Origin of the sequence: Pseudomonas sp. Q11, from assembly GCF_024494355.1 — a bacterium.
GTDB classification, from domain to species: domain Bacteria; phylum Pseudomonadota; class Gammaproteobacteria; order Pseudomonadales; family Pseudomonadaceae; genus Aquipseudomonas; species Aquipseudomonas hefeiensis.
This window is the reverse complement of sequence record NZ_JAKNQY010000003.1, coordinates 165,305-182,211: the sequence shown is the minus strand read 5'-3', so window position 1 is coordinate 182,211 and position 16,907 is coordinate 165,305. Positions and strand designations below refer to the sequence as shown.

At 60.3% G+C, this 16,907-nt stretch carries 10 protein-coding genes and 3 pseudogenes; 7 read left to right on the top strand and 6 right to left on the bottom strand.

Annotated elements, in window-relative coordinates; all coding sequences use genetic code 11:
* The first annotated feature begins 486 nt into the window (after nt 1-486).
* Nucleotides 487-829, top strand: a pseudogene (locus MA884_RS04990) (DUF6124 family protein).
* A 31-nt stretch (nt 830-860) separates the two neighbouring features.
* Here MA884_RS04990 and MA884_RS27975 read toward each other — a convergent pair.
* Nucleotides 861-1,460: pseudogene (locus tag MA884_RS27975) on the bottom strand (methyl-accepting chemotaxis protein); the annotation flags it as partial.
* 303 nt (nt 1,461-1,763) lie between these two features.
* Nucleotides 1,764-2,420, bottom strand: a pseudogene (locus MA884_RS27970) (MCP four helix bundle domain-containing protein); the annotation flags it as partial.
* Nucleotides 2,421-2,744: 324 nt separating this feature from the next.
* Here MA884_RS27970 and MA884_RS04980 point away from each other — a divergent pair.
* On the top strand, nt 2,745-2,975 hold the full coding sequence (locus MA884_RS04980) for a hypothetical protein (protein ID WP_256229339.1): 231 nt from the start codon (nt 2,745-2,747) through the stop codon (nt 2,973-2,975).
* Nucleotides 2,972-3,274 carry a cell division protein ZapA gene (locus tag MA884_RS04975; RefSeq protein ID WP_256229337.1) on the top strand — a complete coding sequence of 101 codons (303 nt, stop codon included), beginning with the start codon at nt 2,972-2,974 and terminating at the stop codon, nt 3,272-3,274. Before MA884_RS04980 ends, MA884_RS04975 begins: the two co-directional genes overlap by 4 nt.
* A 212-nt stretch (nt 3,275-3,486) precedes the next feature.
* On the opposite strand, the gene MA884_RS04970 is transcribed toward MA884_RS04975, so the two are convergent.
* Both MA884_RS04970 and putA read right to left on the bottom strand, forming a co-directional pair.
* Nucleotides 3,487-5,289, bottom strand: a complete 1,803-nt coding sequence (locus MA884_RS04970) for an acyl-CoA dehydrogenase (RefSeq protein ID WP_256229336.1) — start codon at nt 5,287-5,289, stop codon at nt 3,487-3,489.
* A gap of 234 nt (nt 5,290-5,523) precedes the next feature.
* Entirely contained in the window at nt 5,524-9,477 is a 3,954-nt protein-coding gene (gene putA / locus MA884_RS04965; protein WP_256229335.1) for a trifunctional transcriptional regulator/proline dehydrogenase/L-glutamate gamma-semialdehyde dehydrogenase, read from the bottom strand.
* A gap of 466 nt (nt 9,478-9,943) precedes the next feature.
* Between putA and putP the strand changes: the two genes are divergently transcribed.
* Nucleotides 9,944-11,428 carry a sodium/proline symporter PutP gene (gene putP / locus MA884_RS04960; protein ID WP_256229334.1) on the top strand — a complete coding sequence of 495 codons (1,485 nt, stop codon included), beginning with the start codon at nt 9,944-9,946 and terminating at the stop codon, nt 11,426-11,428.
* Between the two features lie 91 nt (nt 11,429-11,519).
* On the opposite strand, the gene MA884_RS04955 is transcribed toward putP, so the two are convergent.
* Nucleotides 11,520-12,014: a DUF2165 family protein gene (locus tag MA884_RS04955; RefSeq protein WP_256229333.1), complete on the bottom strand. Its 495-nt coding sequence runs from the start codon at nt 12,012-12,014 to the stop codon at nt 11,520-11,522.
* A 268-nt stretch (nt 12,015-12,282) separates the two neighbouring features.
* Between MA884_RS04955 and MA884_RS04950 the strand changes: the two genes are divergently transcribed.
* The 3 genes from MA884_RS04950 to MA884_RS04940 all read left to right on the top strand — a co-directional run bounded on the left by MA884_RS04950 (nt 12,283) and on the right by MA884_RS04940 (nt 16,005).
* Entirely contained in the window at nt 12,283-14,340 is a 2,058-nt protein-coding gene (locus tag MA884_RS04950) for a type VI secretion system tip protein VgrG (protein ID WP_256229332.1), read from the top strand.
* Complete coding sequence (locus MA884_RS04945; protein ID WP_256229331.1) at nt 14,337-15,071, top strand: DUF4123 domain-containing protein; 735 nt, start codon at nt 14,337-14,339, stop codon at nt 15,069-15,071. Before MA884_RS04950 ends, MA884_RS04945 begins: the two co-directional genes overlap by 4 nt.
* A 94-nt stretch (nt 15,072-15,165) precedes the next feature.
* Nucleotides 15,166-16,005: a 23S rRNA (adenine(2030)-N(6))-methyltransferase RlmJ gene (locus MA884_RS04940; RefSeq protein WP_256229330.1), complete on the top strand. Its 840-nt coding sequence runs from the start codon at nt 15,166-15,168 to the stop codon at nt 16,003-16,005.
* Nucleotides 16,006-16,155: 150 nt separating this feature from the next.
* Here MA884_RS04940 and msrA read toward each other — a convergent pair whose 3' ends face one another.
* Nucleotides 16,156-16,803, bottom strand: coding sequence for a peptide-methionine (S)-S-oxide reductase MsrA (gene msrA / locus MA884_RS04935; RefSeq protein WP_047226186.1), 648 nt, complete (start codon nt 16,801-16,803; stop codon nt 16,156-16,158).
* Nucleotides 16,804-16,907: the final 104 nt, after the last annotated feature.

The window sequence follows — 16,907 nt, the reverse complement described above, 5'->3', positions numbered from 1 at the left end:
CTGCTCGGTGTGCCAGGAAGATTGAGTTCGTTGCTTTAGGGCTGCTACGCAGCCCAGCGGGGATAAATCCCCTCGCCACAGGGCCTAGTTCACGGCGCAGACGCGGCGGCCACGCCAGGGTACTCATGGTGGGTGTGGAATGGTTGAACGGGCTTATCGTAGGAATCGACGGAGCGATTATTTCCCATTGACTTGCAGGACATTTCCTAGAAAATTCCAGTCCCTTGCGCCTGCTGATTCCGGTGCCTAGTCTTTGCCCACCGCTGCCAATTAGCGGTCGGGTTTAGCAGCTCGGAGTCACGTTAGGCGCATGGCAACTGCCTTCAATGCGGGCATTCTTATTGCTCGAATTCTTATGGCGGCTATGCGCAGGGCATCCTCGGGTGCGCCGGTGTCCTAACGTACCGGTCTGCTAACCTGCGCACGGCTGCCACCCACTCGTTTAGCAGCGAACGTGGCGGCTCTTGCTTACGTTAGGAGCATTCCATGGACAAACTCATCTCCGACCCACCCGTTCCACCGCTGCACCTGGACATCGCAGCCGACGCCAACGCCGAACGTGTCATCGATTCCTATCTGAACCCCAGACCCGTCCAGCCTGACAAGAAGCCACCTCCAGACCAGTTGTTCACCGTCGTGGAGGGCGTCGATGCTGAAAGCCTGTTGGCCAATCTCAGCGAAACCTTGGCCTCTGCCAATGCCATGGCTGGCGATCTGGCGTTCGACCTAGAGGATTCTCGACGGCACGTTGCACTAGGGGCTGCAACAGTTGATCGAGCTGGGTCAGCTATTGGTAAACCGGGCGCTGGATGTCGTAGATCCCAGATAGGCGCAGCCCCTAGCACACGGCTGGCCTTTCGTTAAAGGCTGAACCGCCCAACCATGCTGTTCAAGTCCACGGCCAGGCGCGACAGTTCGGCACTGGCGGCGCTGGTCTGGTTGGCGCCAGTGGCCGATTGCACCGACAGGTCGCGGATGTTCACCAGGTTTCGGTCCACTTCACGGGCCACCTGGGCCTGTTCTTCAGCGGCGCTGGCGATCACCAGGTTGCGCTCGTTGATCTCGACGATGGCGGTGTTGATGGTGTCCAGGGACAGGCCGGCACCGCGGGCGATGTTCAGCGTCGACTCGGCACGTTCGGTGCTGTTGCGCATCGAATCCACGGCGTGTTCGGTGCCGCTCTGGATGCTGCCGATCATGCGTTCGATTTCGCTGGTCGACTGCTGGGTGCGATGGGCCAGGGCACGCACCTCATCGGCCACTACCGCAAAACCACGACCGGCCTCACCGGCACGGGCCGCTTCGATGGCGGCGTTCAAGGCCAGCAGGTTGGTCTGGTCAGCCAGGCCGCGGATGACGTCCAGCACCTTGCCGATGTCACGGGACTCATTGGCCAGGTCGCCGATCAACGTGGCGGTGCTCTGTACATCGACGCTCATGCGTTCGATGGCGCTGACAGTTTCCTGCACCAGGTCGCGACCGTCACCCGCAGAGGCAGTGGCGTCTTTGGAGGCTTCGGAGGTGCTGACCGCGTTGCGCGCCACTTCTTCGACGGCGCTGGTCATCTCGTTGACCGCGGTGGCGGCCTGTTCGATTTCATTGTTCTGCTGGGTCAGGCCACGGGCGCTTTCGTCAGTGACGCTGTTGAGCTCTTCGGCGGCGGAGGCCAGCTGTGTAGCCGAGCCGGAGATCCGTTGCAGGGTGTCGCGCAGTTTTTCCTGCATGGTCGACATCGCCCGCAGCAGGCGACCGGCTTCGTCGTTGCCATCCACCGTAATCGGTCGGGTCAGGTTGCCCTTGGCGATTTCTTCGGCGGCGTCCAGGGCACTGCCGATCGGGCGGGTAATGCTGTTGGTCAGCAACCAGGCGAACAGCAGGGTCAGGCCGGTGGCGATGACCAGTAGCGTGACCACCCAATTGAAGGCCGTTGAATATTGTTGGGTCGCACCCTGATCGAGGGCTTCGGCTTGCTGGTTGTTGATTTCCACCAGGCGATTGATTGCCACGTTGATCGCGTCGGAGTTGCTCAGCAGTTCAGTGTTGAGCAGTGCTCGCAATTCATCGAGCTGATTGTTGCGCGAAAGGGTTTTCATCCGCTCTTCGAGCTGACGGTATTGGTTGAGCAATTGAACGTATTGATCGTAGGCGGCTCGTTCTGGCGCAGAGCTTATAAGCTTTTCATAGATGCTCTGGGCGGCTTGGATCTGCTGGTTGCGTTGCTCGAACAAGCTGAAGGTTTTCTGCTGGATGTCCGGTTCGCGATTGACCAGCAAGCGATAGGACAGCACGCGCAGGCGCAGGGTCAGCGAGGTGAATTCATCCAGGGCCTTGATGCTGGGCACGCTGTTCTGGACGATGCTTTCGCCGGATGCACGGATTTTGCTCATCTGGCTCAGGGCGAACACCCCAAGGGCCAGCATCAGGGCGCCGATCAGGGCAAACCCCAGGAACGCCCGCGGCGCGATATTCATATTACGTAGGGACATGGAAAGTACCGGAAGGGGGCGCGTCCGTGCGGGGGTGGTGACAGTTGTTCCCTGACTTATCGGTCATACGACTAAAGTCTTGAGGTGCTGCGTGCTTTTGTCGCAGGGCAGCGCCTGCTGCGCGACGAAGGGCGGGAACCAGATCAGCCATTCACAGTCTTTACAGCTCGCCAGCGAAGCACCGCCGCCCCAAGTCGTGGCATTGACGGTGACTTTTCTTTATCGTACGCGCCCCCTTGAAAAAGCCTGGAAATCAATATGTTGGAAACATCCCTCAGCCAACTGGAACAACTGGTCAACGACCTGGTGCAACAGAATCGTCACCTCGCCGGCCTGAATGAGACGCTGAACGCGGAACTGGCCAAGGCCAAGGATGATAATGAAAGCCTGCAACTGAGCTTGATGGAGCAGGAAGAACTGCACGGCACTACCGCCGCGCGCATTCAGGCCCTGATCGAGCGCGCCAGCGCCGGGCCTGTCAGCGCATGAAGCACGGCGCCGACGGGGTGACGGTCGTCTCCATTCTGGGAGAGGACTATTCAATCAAGGCACCAGTCGGGCAGGAACAAGCTCTGCTGGACGCCGCTTCGATGCTCAAGGCCGCCCTGGCCGACACTAAAAGGAAATACCCGACGCTGATCGGTGATCGCCTGTTGGTGCTGGCGGCCATGAACCTGTGTTCGCAGCAGATGGAAATGCAGAAGCAACATCAAGCGGAACTCGACCGTTACCAAGAGCAAGTCAGCGCCACGGTCGAGGTCATTGCCAAGACGATTCAACAGGCTTGAAGGCTGAAGGCTAGCGCAGACCCAACTGTGGGAGCGGGCTTGCTCGCGAAGACGGCGTGTCAATCGCAATTGATTTGTCTGATGCACCGCTTTCGCGAGCAGGCTCGCTCCCACCGTGGATATGTTGTGAACGCAAATGTTGTGTTCACTGAGGATCCCTGTGGGAGCGAGCCTGCTCGCGATTGGGCTTGAGCCGCGCTGCAAGGCTCGGATCAGAACCACTCATCCCGCATCCCAAGGCAGGTATCATCCCGCGCCTCAAGCAGCGCCAGCTCATGCTGACAACCCGGCACTTCCCAGGTCAGGAAATACCGCGCCGCTTGCAGCTTGCCTTTATAGAAGTCGGTGTCCGCCGCGTTCCCCTTGGCCAGGCCTTCCTCGGCCCGAATCGCCTGTTCCAGCCAGCGCCAGCCAATCACCATGTGCCCAAACACCCCGAGATAGAGCGCCGAGTTAGCGAGGCTGCTGTTGACCTTGCCTTGAGCCAGGTCCGTCAGCAGGCCGAGGGTGACCGTTTGCAGGCGCGCCACCAGGGCTTCCAGTGGTTGGCGCAAAGGCGTCAACGATTCGTACGCCTGGGCGCGTTCGCTGGTGTCGGCCACCAGGCGGATCAGTTGCTTGAGCCCGGCACCGCCGTTTTGCGCCAGTTTGCGTCCCAGCAGGTCCAGGGACTGGATGCCGTGGGTGCCTTCGTGAATGGGGTTCAAGCGGTTGTCGCGGTAATACTGCTCGACCGGGTATTCGCGGGTGTAGCCGTGGCCGCCCAGAATCTGGATCGCCAGCTCGTTGGCTTTCAGGCAAAACTCCGATGGCCAGGATTTGACGATGGGGGTCAGCAGATCCAGCAACTCATGGGCGCGTCTGCGCTCGGCTTCGCTTTCAAGAGTGGTGGTGTCGTCGAACAGGCGTGCGGCGTACAGACCCAGGTCAAACGAACCTTCGACGTAGGCCTTCTGGGTCAGCAGCATGCGGCGCACATCGGCGTGCTGGATGATTGCCACGGGAGCGGTGGTGGGGTCCTTGCTGTCGGGCACCCGGCCCTGCGGGCGTTCACGGGCGTACTCAAGGGAATACAGGTAGCCGGCGTAACCCAGCATTACCGCACCCATGCCAACGCCAATCCGCGCTTCGTTCATCATCTGGAACATGTAGCTCAGGCCGTGGTGCGCTTTTCCTACGAGGTAACCGACGCATTCGCCGTTGTCGCCGAAATTCAGCGCCGTGGAGGTGGTGCCGCGCCAGCCCATCTTGTGGAACAGCCCGGCCAGCAGCACGTCGTTACGCTGGCCGAGGCTGCCGTCGTCGTTGACCAGGAACTTGGGCACGATAAACAGCGAGATGCCCTTAACGCCGGGTGGCGCGTCCGGCAGTTTCGCCAGGACCATGTGTACGATGTTTTCCGACAACGGATGATCGCCGCCGGAGATGAAGATCTTGTTGCCCTTGAGCCGATAAGTGCCGTCGGATGCCGGCTCTGCACGGGTACGAATATCCGACAGCGAAGAGCCTGCGTGGGGTTCGGTCAGGGCCATGGTGCCGAAGAAGCGGCCATCGATCATCGGTTGCAGGAAGCGTTGTTTCTGCTCTTCGCTGCCGAAGCTTTCGATCAGGTTCGCCGCGCCCATGGTCAGGAACGGGTAAGAGGTCGAAGCGGCGTTGGCCGACTGGAAATGCGCGAAGCAGGCCTGGGACAGCAGCGTCGGCAATTGCATGCCGCCGGCGTCGAAACTGCGTGCAGCGTTGAGAAAACCGGCTTCCAGGAAGGCATCCACCGCCGGCTTTACTTCCGGAATCAGGATCGCCTGACCGTCCTCGTAGCGCGGTTCGTTTTCATCGTTCTTGCGATTGTGCGGCGCGAAATATTTTTCGGCGATGCTGCGGGCGGTGCCGATGGCCGCGTCGAAGGTCTCGCGATTGTGCTCGGCGAACCGCTCGCGCTGGGTCAAGCCCTCGGCATCAAGGACTTCATACAGCTCGAAAGCCAGATTTCGGGAACTGAGCAACGTCTCGGACATGGCGGCTTACCTTTTTTTGGAATGGGCCGAGTCTAGGCGTGGCAATAGAGGCTGAACAGGATGATTGATGGAGGTGATAGAGCGGCACAAGCGGCAAGCGGCAAGCGGCAAGCGGCAAGCGGCAAGCGGCAAGCTACAAGCTACAAGCTACAAGCTACAAGCTACAAGCTGCAAGTAAGAGCACTGGCTTTCACTTGCAGCTTGCAGCTTGCAGCTTAAGACTTGCCGCTGCTGTTATCCGATGGTCATCAGGCTGGCGTTACCACCCGCCGCAGCGGTGTTGACGCTCAAGGCGCGCTCGATCACCAAACGTTCCAGCGCAATGTTGGTTTCGCCCTGGGACAAACCATGCACCCCGACGATGGCGCCGGCACGCTTGGCCACTTGCTGGCAAACGCTGCGCAGTTGATCCGAGTCGCCATGATGCAGGACCGCGTCGTATACCACTTCGTCCTTGGCCCAGTCGGAAACCCGCTGGATGCGCGCCTGAATCTCTTTCGGCAAGCGTGCGAACAGAGCTTTGCTGGTATCGGTTTCCGGCCACACAGCCGAGCCGCCTACCGCCAGCACCGCCGCCAGTTGCGTCAGCAGGTCGCCCTCTACGTCCGCCAGGCACAGCACGTGCTCGCGGGGCAGGATGGCGTAGCTGTTGCGTTCGCCGGTCGGGCCGGTCAGTTGGCGGGTGATACCGCTTTGCGACTGGGCCGCGAACTGTACGCACAGGGCGCTCAGTTCGGCGAGCTTCTGGCTGTCTGCCCAGGCTTGCAGGGCGGTCAGCGGTTTGCTCATGGCGTCGCGCAACCGCAGGTCTGGCGCGTTGAGGGCGTCGTCACGGACGAACGATTGCTGGATCGCATCGGTAGGACGTGTCGACAGCAGGCGGTACAGGTACAGCGGACCACCGGCCTTGGGACCAGTGCCCGACAGGCCTTCGCCACCGAACGGTTGTACGCCGACCACGGCACCCACGATGTTGCGGTTCACGTAGACGTTACCGGCATGGACGTTATCGATCACCTTGGCGATGGTCTCGTCGATGCGGGTGTGTACGCCCAGGGTCAGGCCATAACCGGAGGCATTGATCTGGTTGATCAGTTGATCCAGTTCCTTGCGCTTGTAGCGCACCACGTGCAACACCGGACCAAAGATCTCGCGCTGCAGCTCATCGAAGCTTTCCAGCTCGATCAGGGTCGGCATCACAAACGTGCCACGCTTGCACTCGGCGCTGTCGGCGATTGCCATCTGATAAACCGTGCGACCTTTATCGCGCATGGCCTGGATGTGTTTCTCGATACCGGCCTTGGCTTCGGCGTCGATCACCGGGCCGATGTCTACCGACAGGCGTTCAGGGTTGCCGAGACGCGATTCAGCCATGGCACCCTTGAGCATTTCGATGACGCGGTCGGCGGAGTCTTCCTGCAAGCACAGAACCCGCAAAGCGGAGCAACGCTGGCCGGCGCTGTCGAATGCCGAAGACACCACGTCGATGACCACCTGTTCGGTCAGGGCCGAGGAGTCGACGATCATGGCGTTCTGGCCACCGGTTTCGGCGATCAGCGGGATCGGACGACCCTGGTTGTCCAGGCGCCCGGCAATGTTGCGTTGCAGCAGGCGAGCGACTTCGGTGGAGCCGGTGAACATCACGCCTTTGACCCGATCGTCACCCACCAGGCGGGCACCGACGGTTTCGCCACGGCCCGGCAGCAGTTGCAGCACGCCTTCCGGAATGCCGGCTTCGAGCATCAGGCGCACGGCTTGGGCAGCCACCAGCGGCGTCTGCTCGGCAGGCTTGGCCAGTACCGGGTTACCGGCGGCCAGTGCGGCGGCCACTTGGCCGCTGAAAATCGCCAGCGGGAAGTTCCACGGGCTGATGCAAACCACCGGGCCCAGTGGGCGGTGGGCATCGTTGGTGAAGTCGTTGCGGGCCTGCACTGCGTAGTAACGCAGGAAGTCCACGGCTTCACGCACCTCGGCGATGGCGTTGGCGAAAGTCTTGCCGGCTTCACGGGCCAACAGGCCCATCAACGGCTGGATCTCACCTTCCATCAGGTCGGCGGCGCGCTCCAGGATTGCGGCGCGTTCAGCCGGCGGCGTGGCCTGCCAGATCGGTGCAGCGTTGAGGGCGCATTGGATGGCATTGTCGACGTCTGCGACCGTGGCTTCCTGCACATGGCCGACCACGTCACGGTGATCGGACGGGTTCAGCACCGCTGCCGGTGTTTCTTCGCTGGCTGCGCAACCGAGCATCGGCTCGGCTTTCCAGTCGTTATGGGCGGTGGCCAGCAGGGCGCAGGACAGCGAGGCCAGGCGATGTTCGTTGGCCAGGTCGATGCCGCTGGAGTTGGCGCGTTCGCTGCCATACAGGTCACGTGGCAGCGGAATACGCGGGTGTGGCAGGCCGAAACCGCCTTCCTGCGTCGCCATCTGCTCGATGCTGGCAACCGGATCGGCCACCAGTTCCTGAATGGAAATTGACTGGTCGGCGATGCGGTTGACGAACGAGGTGTTGGCACCGTTTTCCAACAGGCGACGAACCAGATAAGCCAGCAGCGTCTCGTGGGTGCCGACCGGAGCATACACGCGGCACGGACGGTTCAACTTGCCTTCGGAAACTTTGCCTACAACCTGTTCGTACAGTGGTTCACCCATGCCGTGCAGGCACTGGAACTCATACTGGCCCGGGTAATAGTTCTGACCGGCAATGTGGTAGATGGCCGACAGGGTATGGGCGTTGTGCGTGGCGAATTGCGGATAGATGGCTTCCGGCACCGACAGCAGTTTGCGGGCGCAGGCGATGTAGGAAACGTCGGTGTACACCTTGCGGGTGTAGACCGGATAGCCTTCCAGGCCTTCGACCTGGGCGCGTTTGATCTCGCTGTCCCAGTAGGCGCCTTTCACCAGGCGGATCATCAGGCGGTGACGGCTACGGCGGGCCAGATCGATGACGTAGTCGATCACGTACGGGCAACGCTTCTGGTACGCCTGGATCACGAAGCCAATGCCGTTCCAGCCGGTCAACTGCGGCTCGAAGCACAGACGCTCCAGCAGGTCCAGGGACAGTTCGAGGCGGTCGGCTTCTTCGGCGTCGATGTTCAGGCCGATGTCGTATTGCTTGGCCAGCAGGGTCAGCGACAGCAGGCGCGGGTACAGCTCCTCCATGACGCGCTCGTACTGGGCGCGGCTGTAGCGGGGATGCAGGGCCGAGAGCTTGATGGAAATGCCCGGGCCTTCATAAATCCCGCGGCCGTGGGACGCTTTGCCGATCGAGTGGATGGCTTGTTCGTACGAGGCCAGGTACTTCTGGGCGTCATGTTCGGTGAGTGCGGCTTCACCCAGCATGTCGTAGGAATACCGGAAGCCCTTGGTCTCGAATTTGTTGGCGTTGGCCAGGGCTTCGGCGATGGTTTCACCGGTGACGAACTGCTCGCCCATCAGGCGCATGGCCATGTCGACGCCCTTGCGGATCATCGGCTCGCCACTCTTGCCGATGATGCGGCTCAGGGAGGAGGTCAGGCCCGCTTCATTATGGGTGGCGACCAGTTTGCCGGTCAGCAGCAGGCCCCAGGTAGCGGCGTTGACGAACAGCGACGGGCTGTTGCCCAGGTGCGGGTGCCAGTTACCGGTGCTGATCTTGTCGCGGATCAGTGCGTCGCGAGTACCTTTGTCCGGGATACGCAGCAGCGCCTCGGCCAGGCACATCAGCGCCACGCCTTCCTGGGACGACAGGGAAAACTCCTGCAGCAGGCCCTGAACAATACCGGCACGACCACCGGCACTCTTCTGGTTACGCAGTTTTTCAGCAATCGAGGCGGCCAGCTTGTTGGTGGCTTCGGCCATGTCGACCGGCAGGCGTGCCTGCTCGATCAGCATCGGCACCACTTCCGGTTCCGGACGACGATAAGCGGCGGTAATAGAGGCGCGCAGGACCGATTGCGGCAAAATACTTTCGGCAAACTCCAGGAAGCACTGGTGCGCGTGGTCGGCCTGGACGTCGCCGGCCTCATCGTTGTCGGCGCGGGTCGAACCGTTCAGCTCGGTCAGGGTTGCACCACCCTCGAGTTTTTCCAGGTAATTGAAAATTGCCTGCTTGATCAGCCAATGGGGCGTGCGATCAATCGAGGTTGCGGCCGCCTTGAGGCGTTCGCGGGTCGGGTCATCGAGTTTGACCCCAAGGGTGGTGGTAGCCATATTTTTATCCTCATGTTTACCACGTATTGCGTGGCATCAGCTGGCGGCAAGATTAGCTGCGAGCTGATCGAGGTGCAACCGGGTGCAACCCTTTTTTGTCGAAAAAATAAGCAGCTCATCAGGAAAATAAAATTCGCGGGTCGAACGGCGCATCTGCTTAGTGCATTGGATTCTAGGCAGAGGTCAATACCGCACTAAAAGGGAGCAAAAAACAGTCATTTGGCGAAAAAACCGACTAGGTGCAACTTATTCGAGCGAAACTGGTTGCACCTTATTTCATTTGTTGAATAGCATTCGCCGCCAAGGTGCAACCGGCTCGAAGTCGAGGGGCATCGGCTGATGGCTTTCCTGGGGAAACATCAGTCATAAATTCGCGGGTCCTGGAAACGTCAAACAAGGTCTATGGTTGTCTTGTCGGCGCTTCCTACTGCCACCGCTACATAAAAACAAAGCCAGGGCGTAACTCATGAGTGTTAGTAATCCCACCTTGATCACTTTCGTGATCTATATCGCAGTAATGGTCCTGATCGGCCTGATGGCTTATCGTTCCACCAATAACCTTTCCGATTACATCCTGGGCGGCCGCAGCCTGGGCAGCGTCGTGACTGCATTGTCCGCCGGTGCCTCCGACATGAGCGGCTGGCTGTTGATGGGCTTGCCCGGTGCTATCTACATGTCCGGCCTGTCGGAAGGCTGGATCGCCATCGGCCTGATCATCGGTGCCTACCTGAACTGGCTGTTCGTGGCCGGTCGCCTGCGGGTACAGACCGAGCACAACGGTGATGCGCTGACACTGCCGGATTACTTCTCCAGCCGTTTTGAAGATACCAGCGGCCTGCTGCGGATCATCTCTGCGGTGGTGATCCTGGTGTTCTTCACCATCTACTGCGCTTCCGGCATCGTGGCCGGTGCCCGTCTGTTTGAAAGCACCTTCGGCATGTCCTACGAGACCGCGCTGTGGGCCGGTGCGGCGGCAACCATTGCCTACACCTTCATCGGTGGCTTCCTGGCCGTGAGCTGGACCGACACCGTACAAGCGACCCTGATGATCTTCGCGCTGATCCTCACGCCGATCATCGTGCTGCTGGCTACTGGCGGCGTGGATACCACGTTCCTGGCCATCGAAGCGAAAGATCCTACCGCTTTCGACATGCTGAAAAACACCACGTTCATCGGCATCATCTCGCTGATGGGCTGGGGCCTTGGCTACTTCGGCCAGCCGCACATCCTGGCGCGTTTCATGGCTGCCGATTCGGTCAAGTCCATCGCCAAGGCCCGTCGTATCTCGATGGCCTGGATGATCCTCTGCCTGGGCGGCACCGTGGCTGTCGGCTTCTTCGGTATCGCTTACTTCTCGGCACACCCGGAAGTGGCCGGTCCTGTCACCGAGAACCCTGAGCGCGTGTTCATCGAACTGGCCAAGTTGCTGTTCAACCCATGGGTTGCCGGTGTACTGCTGTCGGCCATTCTGGCGGCCGTCATGAGCACCTTGAGCTGCCAGTTGCTGGTGTGCTCCAGTGCCCTGACCGAAGACTTCTACAAGGCTTTCCTGCGCAAGAGTGCTTCCCAGGTGGAACTGGTCTGGGTCGGCCGTGCCATGGTGTTGCTGGTGGCGTTGGTTGCCATCTTCCTGGCTGCCAACCCGGAGAACCGTGTCCTGGGTCTGGTGAGCTACGCCTGGGCCGGTTTCGGTGCGGCCTTCGGCCCTGTCGTCCTGATCTCGGTGATCTGGAAAAACATGACCCGTAACGGCGCGCTGGCAGGCATCCTGGTGGGGGCGATCACCGTGATCGTCTGGAAACACTTCGAGCTGCTGGGCCTGTACGAAATCATCCCAGGCTTCATCTTCGCCAGCCTGGCTATCTACTTCGTCAGCAAGATGGGCTCGCCTACCGCCGGTATGCTGCAGCGCTTCGACGCGGCTGAAAAAGATTTCCGCCTGAATCAGTAAGACTTCCAGCGAGGCCTTGATGGCTCGCGTGAAGGTTCTGAAATAAAAAAACGGCCCGTCCTCCATGGAGACGGGCCGTTTTTTATGGGCATCAATCCAGCTCTGCGTCGGGCTGGTTGAGGAAGATCAGCACGCCCAGTAGCGCCATGTAGAACCTGAAGGCTGCATCCTGGCCATTCCAGATTTCTGATTGCCACATCAGAAACCATTCCCCCCCGATGACCATGAAGCCAAAGAACCAGACGAAGAAACCCACCGTCAAACCGATGATGGTGCAGCGTTTGGCCTGCGTGAAAACCACGCTCGGGGTTTTACGTGCCTGCCATAGTTTGAGTGCGCCATAGCCCAGCAAGCCTGCGGTGAGCGCTTCGCCGAGAATGATCAGCCAGTAGGCGCCGTGCCATGCCCAAGGCTGGTCGATGGCGCGATACCGCGCGGCATTGTCGGGGAAGGTGGTGTCCATACTCAGTACGTGATGGACGAAATTGAAATTGGAGTGGTAGTCCGTGATGTTGTTGAACACGGTCAGCAAGGCGAAGGCGGCGAGCGCCAGGGTCATTGCGATTTTTGCGTAGCGAGTCGTCATGGGTTGCGTCCTTGGCTTTTTTGCGACGAAAACAACGTTATCACGGCCTTTTGCAGTCCCGGGGGCCGTCAGGTTGTAGGAAGTTGCTGATTGTTTCGTGCGGCGACTTCGGTAACTGCCAGGCGAGGAATGTCTGTCGGAAAACACAGCGCGCGATGCGGCTTTTATCTCCTTGGATGTAAGGCAAATCTGTTTTTCATGCCCGCCCATCAACTCTCCCTGTTGCTCATGCAGAATCGGCCGCTTTTATTCAGCAGAGGCACATCGGATGTTCGCGCCTGCCAACCAACCGCGTTTCACCCTGGCACTCGACAGCGGGCCGAATGAACTCAAGGTGCTTGAGTTCAGGGGCAAGGAAGCCATCAGTCAACCTTATTGCTTCGATCTGGAACTGGTCAGTGAGCGGCCGGATCTGGCACTGGAAGAGCTTTTGCATCGTCAGGCCTATCTGGCTTTTGGTGATCAGGGTTGTGGCATACATGGCCAGGTTTACAGCGTGGCCCAGGGGGATTCAGGCAAGCGCCTGACCCATTACCAGATCAGTCTGGTGCCGCGCCTGGCTTACCTGGGGCACCGCATCAACCAGCGGATCTTCCAGCATCTGAGTGTGCCGGCGATCATCACCTTGATCTTGAAGGATCACGGCATCCAGGGCGACGCGTTCCAGTTCAGTCTTGGTGGGCAGTATCCCGAACGCGAATACTGTGTGCAGTTTGGTGAAAGTGACCTGGTTTTCATCGGACGAATCTGCGCCGAGGTCGGGATCCACTATCACTTCCGGCACAGCCCCGACGGTCATCTGCTGGTGTTCGGCGACGACCAGACGGTGTTTCCTCGTCTGCCCGAGTCGACGTTGTATCTGCCCGGCAGTGGCATGGCCGCCGACGAGCCAGCGATCAAGCGCTTGGCTGTGCGACTGCAGACCCGGACCACTGCGGTGACGCTACGTGACTACGATTTCCACAAGCCGGGTCTGCTGTTGCAAACCAGTCTGGACAGTCAGCAGCAACCGATTCTGGAGGAGTATCGCTACCCCGGCCGGTTTTCCGACCGCGACCATGGCAGGCATCTCGCCCAGCACGCACTGGAACGCCATGGCGCCGACCACCGTCTGGCCGAGGGGCGCAGCGACCAATGCGCACTCGTCACTGGGCACTTCCTCCAAATCAACGGGCATCCCCGAGCGCAATGGAATGATCTCTGGCTGCTCACGCACATCACCCACCATGGTCGCCAGCCACAAGTGCTGGAGGAAACGGTCAGCGACAGCCCGGATGAGTTCCGGGGCTACAGCAATACGTTCCTCGCCACCCCGTGGGACGTTTTCTTTCGTCCGTCCCTGTCCCACGAAAAGCCACCGGCCCATGGTTATCAGTCGGCAGTGGTGACGGGGCCGGTGGACAGCGAGATCCATTGCGACGAATACGGACGGGTCAAGGTGCAACTGATCTGGGATCGCGACGGTCAGCGCGACGAGCACTCCAGTTGCTGGTTAAGGGTGGCCACGGGGTGGGCCCATGATCGCTACGGCAGTGTGATGATTCCCCGGGTCGGCATGGAGGTGCTGGTGGGCTTCATCGATGGTGACGTGGACAAACCGCTGGTGGTGGGTTGTTTGCCGAACGGCGCCAACCCGGTGCCCCTTGACCTGCCGGCGGATCAAACCCGCAGCGTCTTGCGCAGTCAGAGCAGCCCTGGCGGGGGCGGCTATAACGAGTTGCGCATTGAGGATCGCAAGGGCGCCGAGGAGATTTACCTGCGGGCTCAGCGCAACTGGACCCAGCATGTGCTGCATGATCAGCGGGTGCAGGTCGATCACGAGCGCAGCATCGTCGTCACCGGCACCGCGCGGCATGAGCTCCAGGCCGATGAGTTGCGCGTCACCCATGGCCAGCGCCAGGCTGAGGTCAGGCAGGATGATCATCTGGTGGTGGTCGGTGAGCGGCATATTCGGGTAACCAGTCAGGCCCTCAATGCCACCCAGCAATTTCACGTCCGCGCCGGGCAGCAAGTGGTGCTGGATGGCGGCGTCAGCGCGACCATTCAGGCCGGTGGGCATTGGATCAACATCGGGGCGGGGGGGATTTTCAGCAGCGTGCCGATCCAGGTCGGTGGTGCGGCCATGACGGCCATGAATGCCGCGCCAGGCTCACCCGGCAGTCCCGAAAAACTTGTCGCGGCCGCCGCCGCTCAACTTTCCCTTGCGCAAGTTTTCAGCCTGCAAGGGCAGGCGCCATTCTGCGAGGAGTGTGAGCGTTGCAAGGGGGGTGTCTGCGGAGCATCGTCGGTCGCCCGCAAGCCCGCCCATATTCAGGAGCGTCCATGAGCACCGGTCAAAATCCCCGCACTTGGCTTGAGCAGCATCCTTTGCAGGCATCCGAGCAGCTCTACGCCATTTTCAGCAGCGCCAGTACTGCCAAACCGCTGATGGCCTGGAGGCGATCGATGACTTCGGCGCCCACCCCGATCTGGGCCGATACGCCTTACGCCGACTGGGAAACGGTCATGCCCTATGTCGGTGCTGTCGCCCCGGACAGTGAGTTTCTTGACTGGGTCGCGACGACCGATTCGCTCGATTGGGGCTGGCTGGCAGTGACCTCTTGCAACCAGCAAAGCCTTGCCGAACATTTACGCGGGCTCACACAGGTTCTGCTGCCTGGTGGCAAGTCGGTGTTTTTCCGCTTTTGGGATGGGCGTTTTATCCAGCCCATCCTGCGATCGGACGTGGTGGATGTCGGTCGGCTATTACCCTCCATCAGCCGTTGCCTGATCAACGGTCGGTCCTTTGATATCACGGGAAATGCCCTGCACCCGGCCCGGACGTTCCCGTGGTGGGAAGTGCCTGCGCTGTTGTTGCAGGAGCTGGCCGGGGATACGACGGACTGCCTGCTGAATAACCTGCTCAAGTGGCTGGGCGAAGAGCACCCATATCTGTTCGAACAGGTCGACGAGAGCATCCTGCGATGCAAGATCAGGCATTTTCTTGGGGAGCCAGGGATGGCCCATGGGCCAAAAGCCCCCCTGCAAGAATATTTGCTACAGGAATTGAGCGGATGACCACCGGGTCTGGTCACGGTCCGTCCGCTCGGCTGCGAACCCCTGACGTTGGGCGCGCTTCAAGGTAAACTCCTCGGCCTTCGCAGGAGTCGCCATGAATTATCGCCACGCCTTCCACGCCGGCAATCACGCCGATGTGTTCAAACACCTGACCTTGACCCGTCTCATCGCTTTGATGTCGCGCAAGGAGCAGCCCTTCGCCTATCTCGATACCCATGCGGGCATCGGGCTGTACGACTTGCAGGGCGACCAGGCCAATCGTACCGGCGAATACCTTGAAGGCATCGCGCGGTTGTGGGGTCAGGAGGATCTGCCGGCGCTGACCGCCGACTACATGAAAGTGCTGCACGAGATGAACCCGGACGGTCAGTTGCGTTACTACCCGGGGTCACCGGAGCTGGCGCGGCGCCTGACCCGGTCGCAGGATCGGGTGCTTCTGAACGAAAAACATCCAGAAGACGGTGTGCTGCTCAAGGACAACATGAAAGGCGATCGTCGCGTGGCGGTGCATCTGGGCGAAGGCTGGCATGTGCCCCGGGCGCTGCTGCCGGTGGCGGAAAAACGTGGCCTGATGTTGATCGACCCACCCTTCGAACAGCTTGACGAGATGCAACGTTGCGCCGCATCCCTCAAGGAGGCCATTGGCCGGATGCGCCAGACGGTGGCGGCGATCTGGTACCCAGTGAAGGACCAGCGGATGTTGCGCCGCTTCTACCAGGACCTGGCCGGCACAGGGGCGCCGAAATTGTTGCGAGTGGAGCTGCTGGTGCATCCGCTGGCGACGCCCAATAGCCTGAACGGCTCCGGTTTGGCGATTGCCAATCCGCCATGGGGGCTGGAGGAAGAGTTGCGTGAACTGCTGCCTTGGTTGTCGAAGAAGCTTGGGCAGACTCAGGGCGGCTGGCAGATGGATTGGTTGATCGCTGAAAGCTGATCAGATGCATTGATACCGCCTGATAGGGCGCCTTCGCGAGCAAGCCCGCTCCCACATGAGTTGCGGGGTGTTCGCAGGAACTGCAGCTGCCACAAATCCCTGTGGGAGCCGAGCAAGCTCGGCTCCCACACTGGGTCTGGGGCTTGAAAGTCAGATCGGACAAGTCACGCCCGTACCGCCAATCCCGCAATAACCTTCAGGATTCTTCGCCAGATATTGCTGGTGATAGGCCTCGGCGAAGAAGAACGTCGGGGCTTCTTCGATTTCGGTGGTAATGACGCCCTTACCGGCCTTGGTCAATTCAGCCTGAAAGACTTGCGCGCTGTGTTTGGCGGCAGCCAGTTGGGTTGGGTTGGTGGCATAGATCACCGAGCGGTACTGGGTACCGATGTCATTGCCCTGGCGCATGCCCTGGGTCGGGTTGTGCAGCTCCCAGAACATCTTTAGAAGCTGCTCGTAGCTGACTTTTTCCGGCTCGTAGACCACCAGGACCACTTCGCTGTGGCCGGTAAGGCCCGAGCAGACCTCTTCATACGTCGGGTTCGGCGTAAAGCCACCGGCGTAACCCACCGCTGTACTGACCACGCCTTCGCGCTGCCAGAATTTACGTTCCGCGCCCCAGAAACAGCCCAGGCCGAAGATCGCGAAATCCACGTCCATGGCAAACGGACCCAGCAGTGGCGCATCGTGGACGAAGTGTTTTTCCGGCACGGTCATTGGGGTTTCGCGGCCAGGCAAAGCTTGTTCTTGAGTAGGGAGCACGTTTTTGTTCACCAGGATTTCCGAGCGCAAGACCATCATCAGTCCTCTTAGGAAGGCAGCTGCGAGTTTCAAGCTGCAAGCTACAAGTGGTGAGAGTGTGCCACTGTTTGCTTGAAGCTTGAAGCTTGAAGCTTGAAGCT

Coding starts and splice junctions, on each gene's coding strand:
- MA884_RS04980 (WP_256229339.1), top strand. CDS start 2,745: ATGTTGGAAACATCCCTCAGCCAACTGGAACAACTGGTCAACGACCTG.
- MA884_RS04975 (WP_256229337.1), top strand. CDS start 2,972: ATGAAGCACGGCGCCGACGGGGTGACGGTCGTCTCCATTCTGGGAGAG.
- MA884_RS04970 (WP_256229336.1), bottom strand. CDS start 5,289: ATGTCCGAGACGTTGCTCAGTTCCCGAAATCTGGCTTTCGAGCTGTAT.
- putA (WP_256229335.1), bottom strand. CDS start 9,477: ATGGCTACCACCACCCTTGGGGTCAAACTCGATGACCCGACCCGCGAA.
- putP (WP_256229334.1), top strand. CDS start 9,944: ATGAGTGTTAGTAATCCCACCTTGATCACTTTCGTGATCTATATCGCA.
- MA884_RS04955 (WP_256229333.1), bottom strand. CDS start 12,014: ATGACGACTCGCTACGCAAAAATCGCAATGACCCTGGCGCTCGCCGCC.
- MA884_RS04950 (WP_256229332.1), top strand. CDS start 12,283: ATGTTCGCGCCTGCCAACCAACCGCGTTTCACCCTGGCACTCGACAGC.
- MA884_RS04945 (WP_256229331.1), top strand. CDS start 14,337: ATGAGCACCGGTCAAAATCCCCGCACTTGGCTTGAGCAGCATCCTTTG.
- MA884_RS04940 (WP_256229330.1), top strand. CDS start 15,166: ATGAATTATCGCCACGCCTTCCACGCCGGCAATCACGCCGATGTGTTC.
- msrA (WP_047226186.1), bottom strand. CDS start 16,803: ATGGTCTTGCGCTCGGAAATCCTGGTGAACAAAAACGTGCTCCCTACT.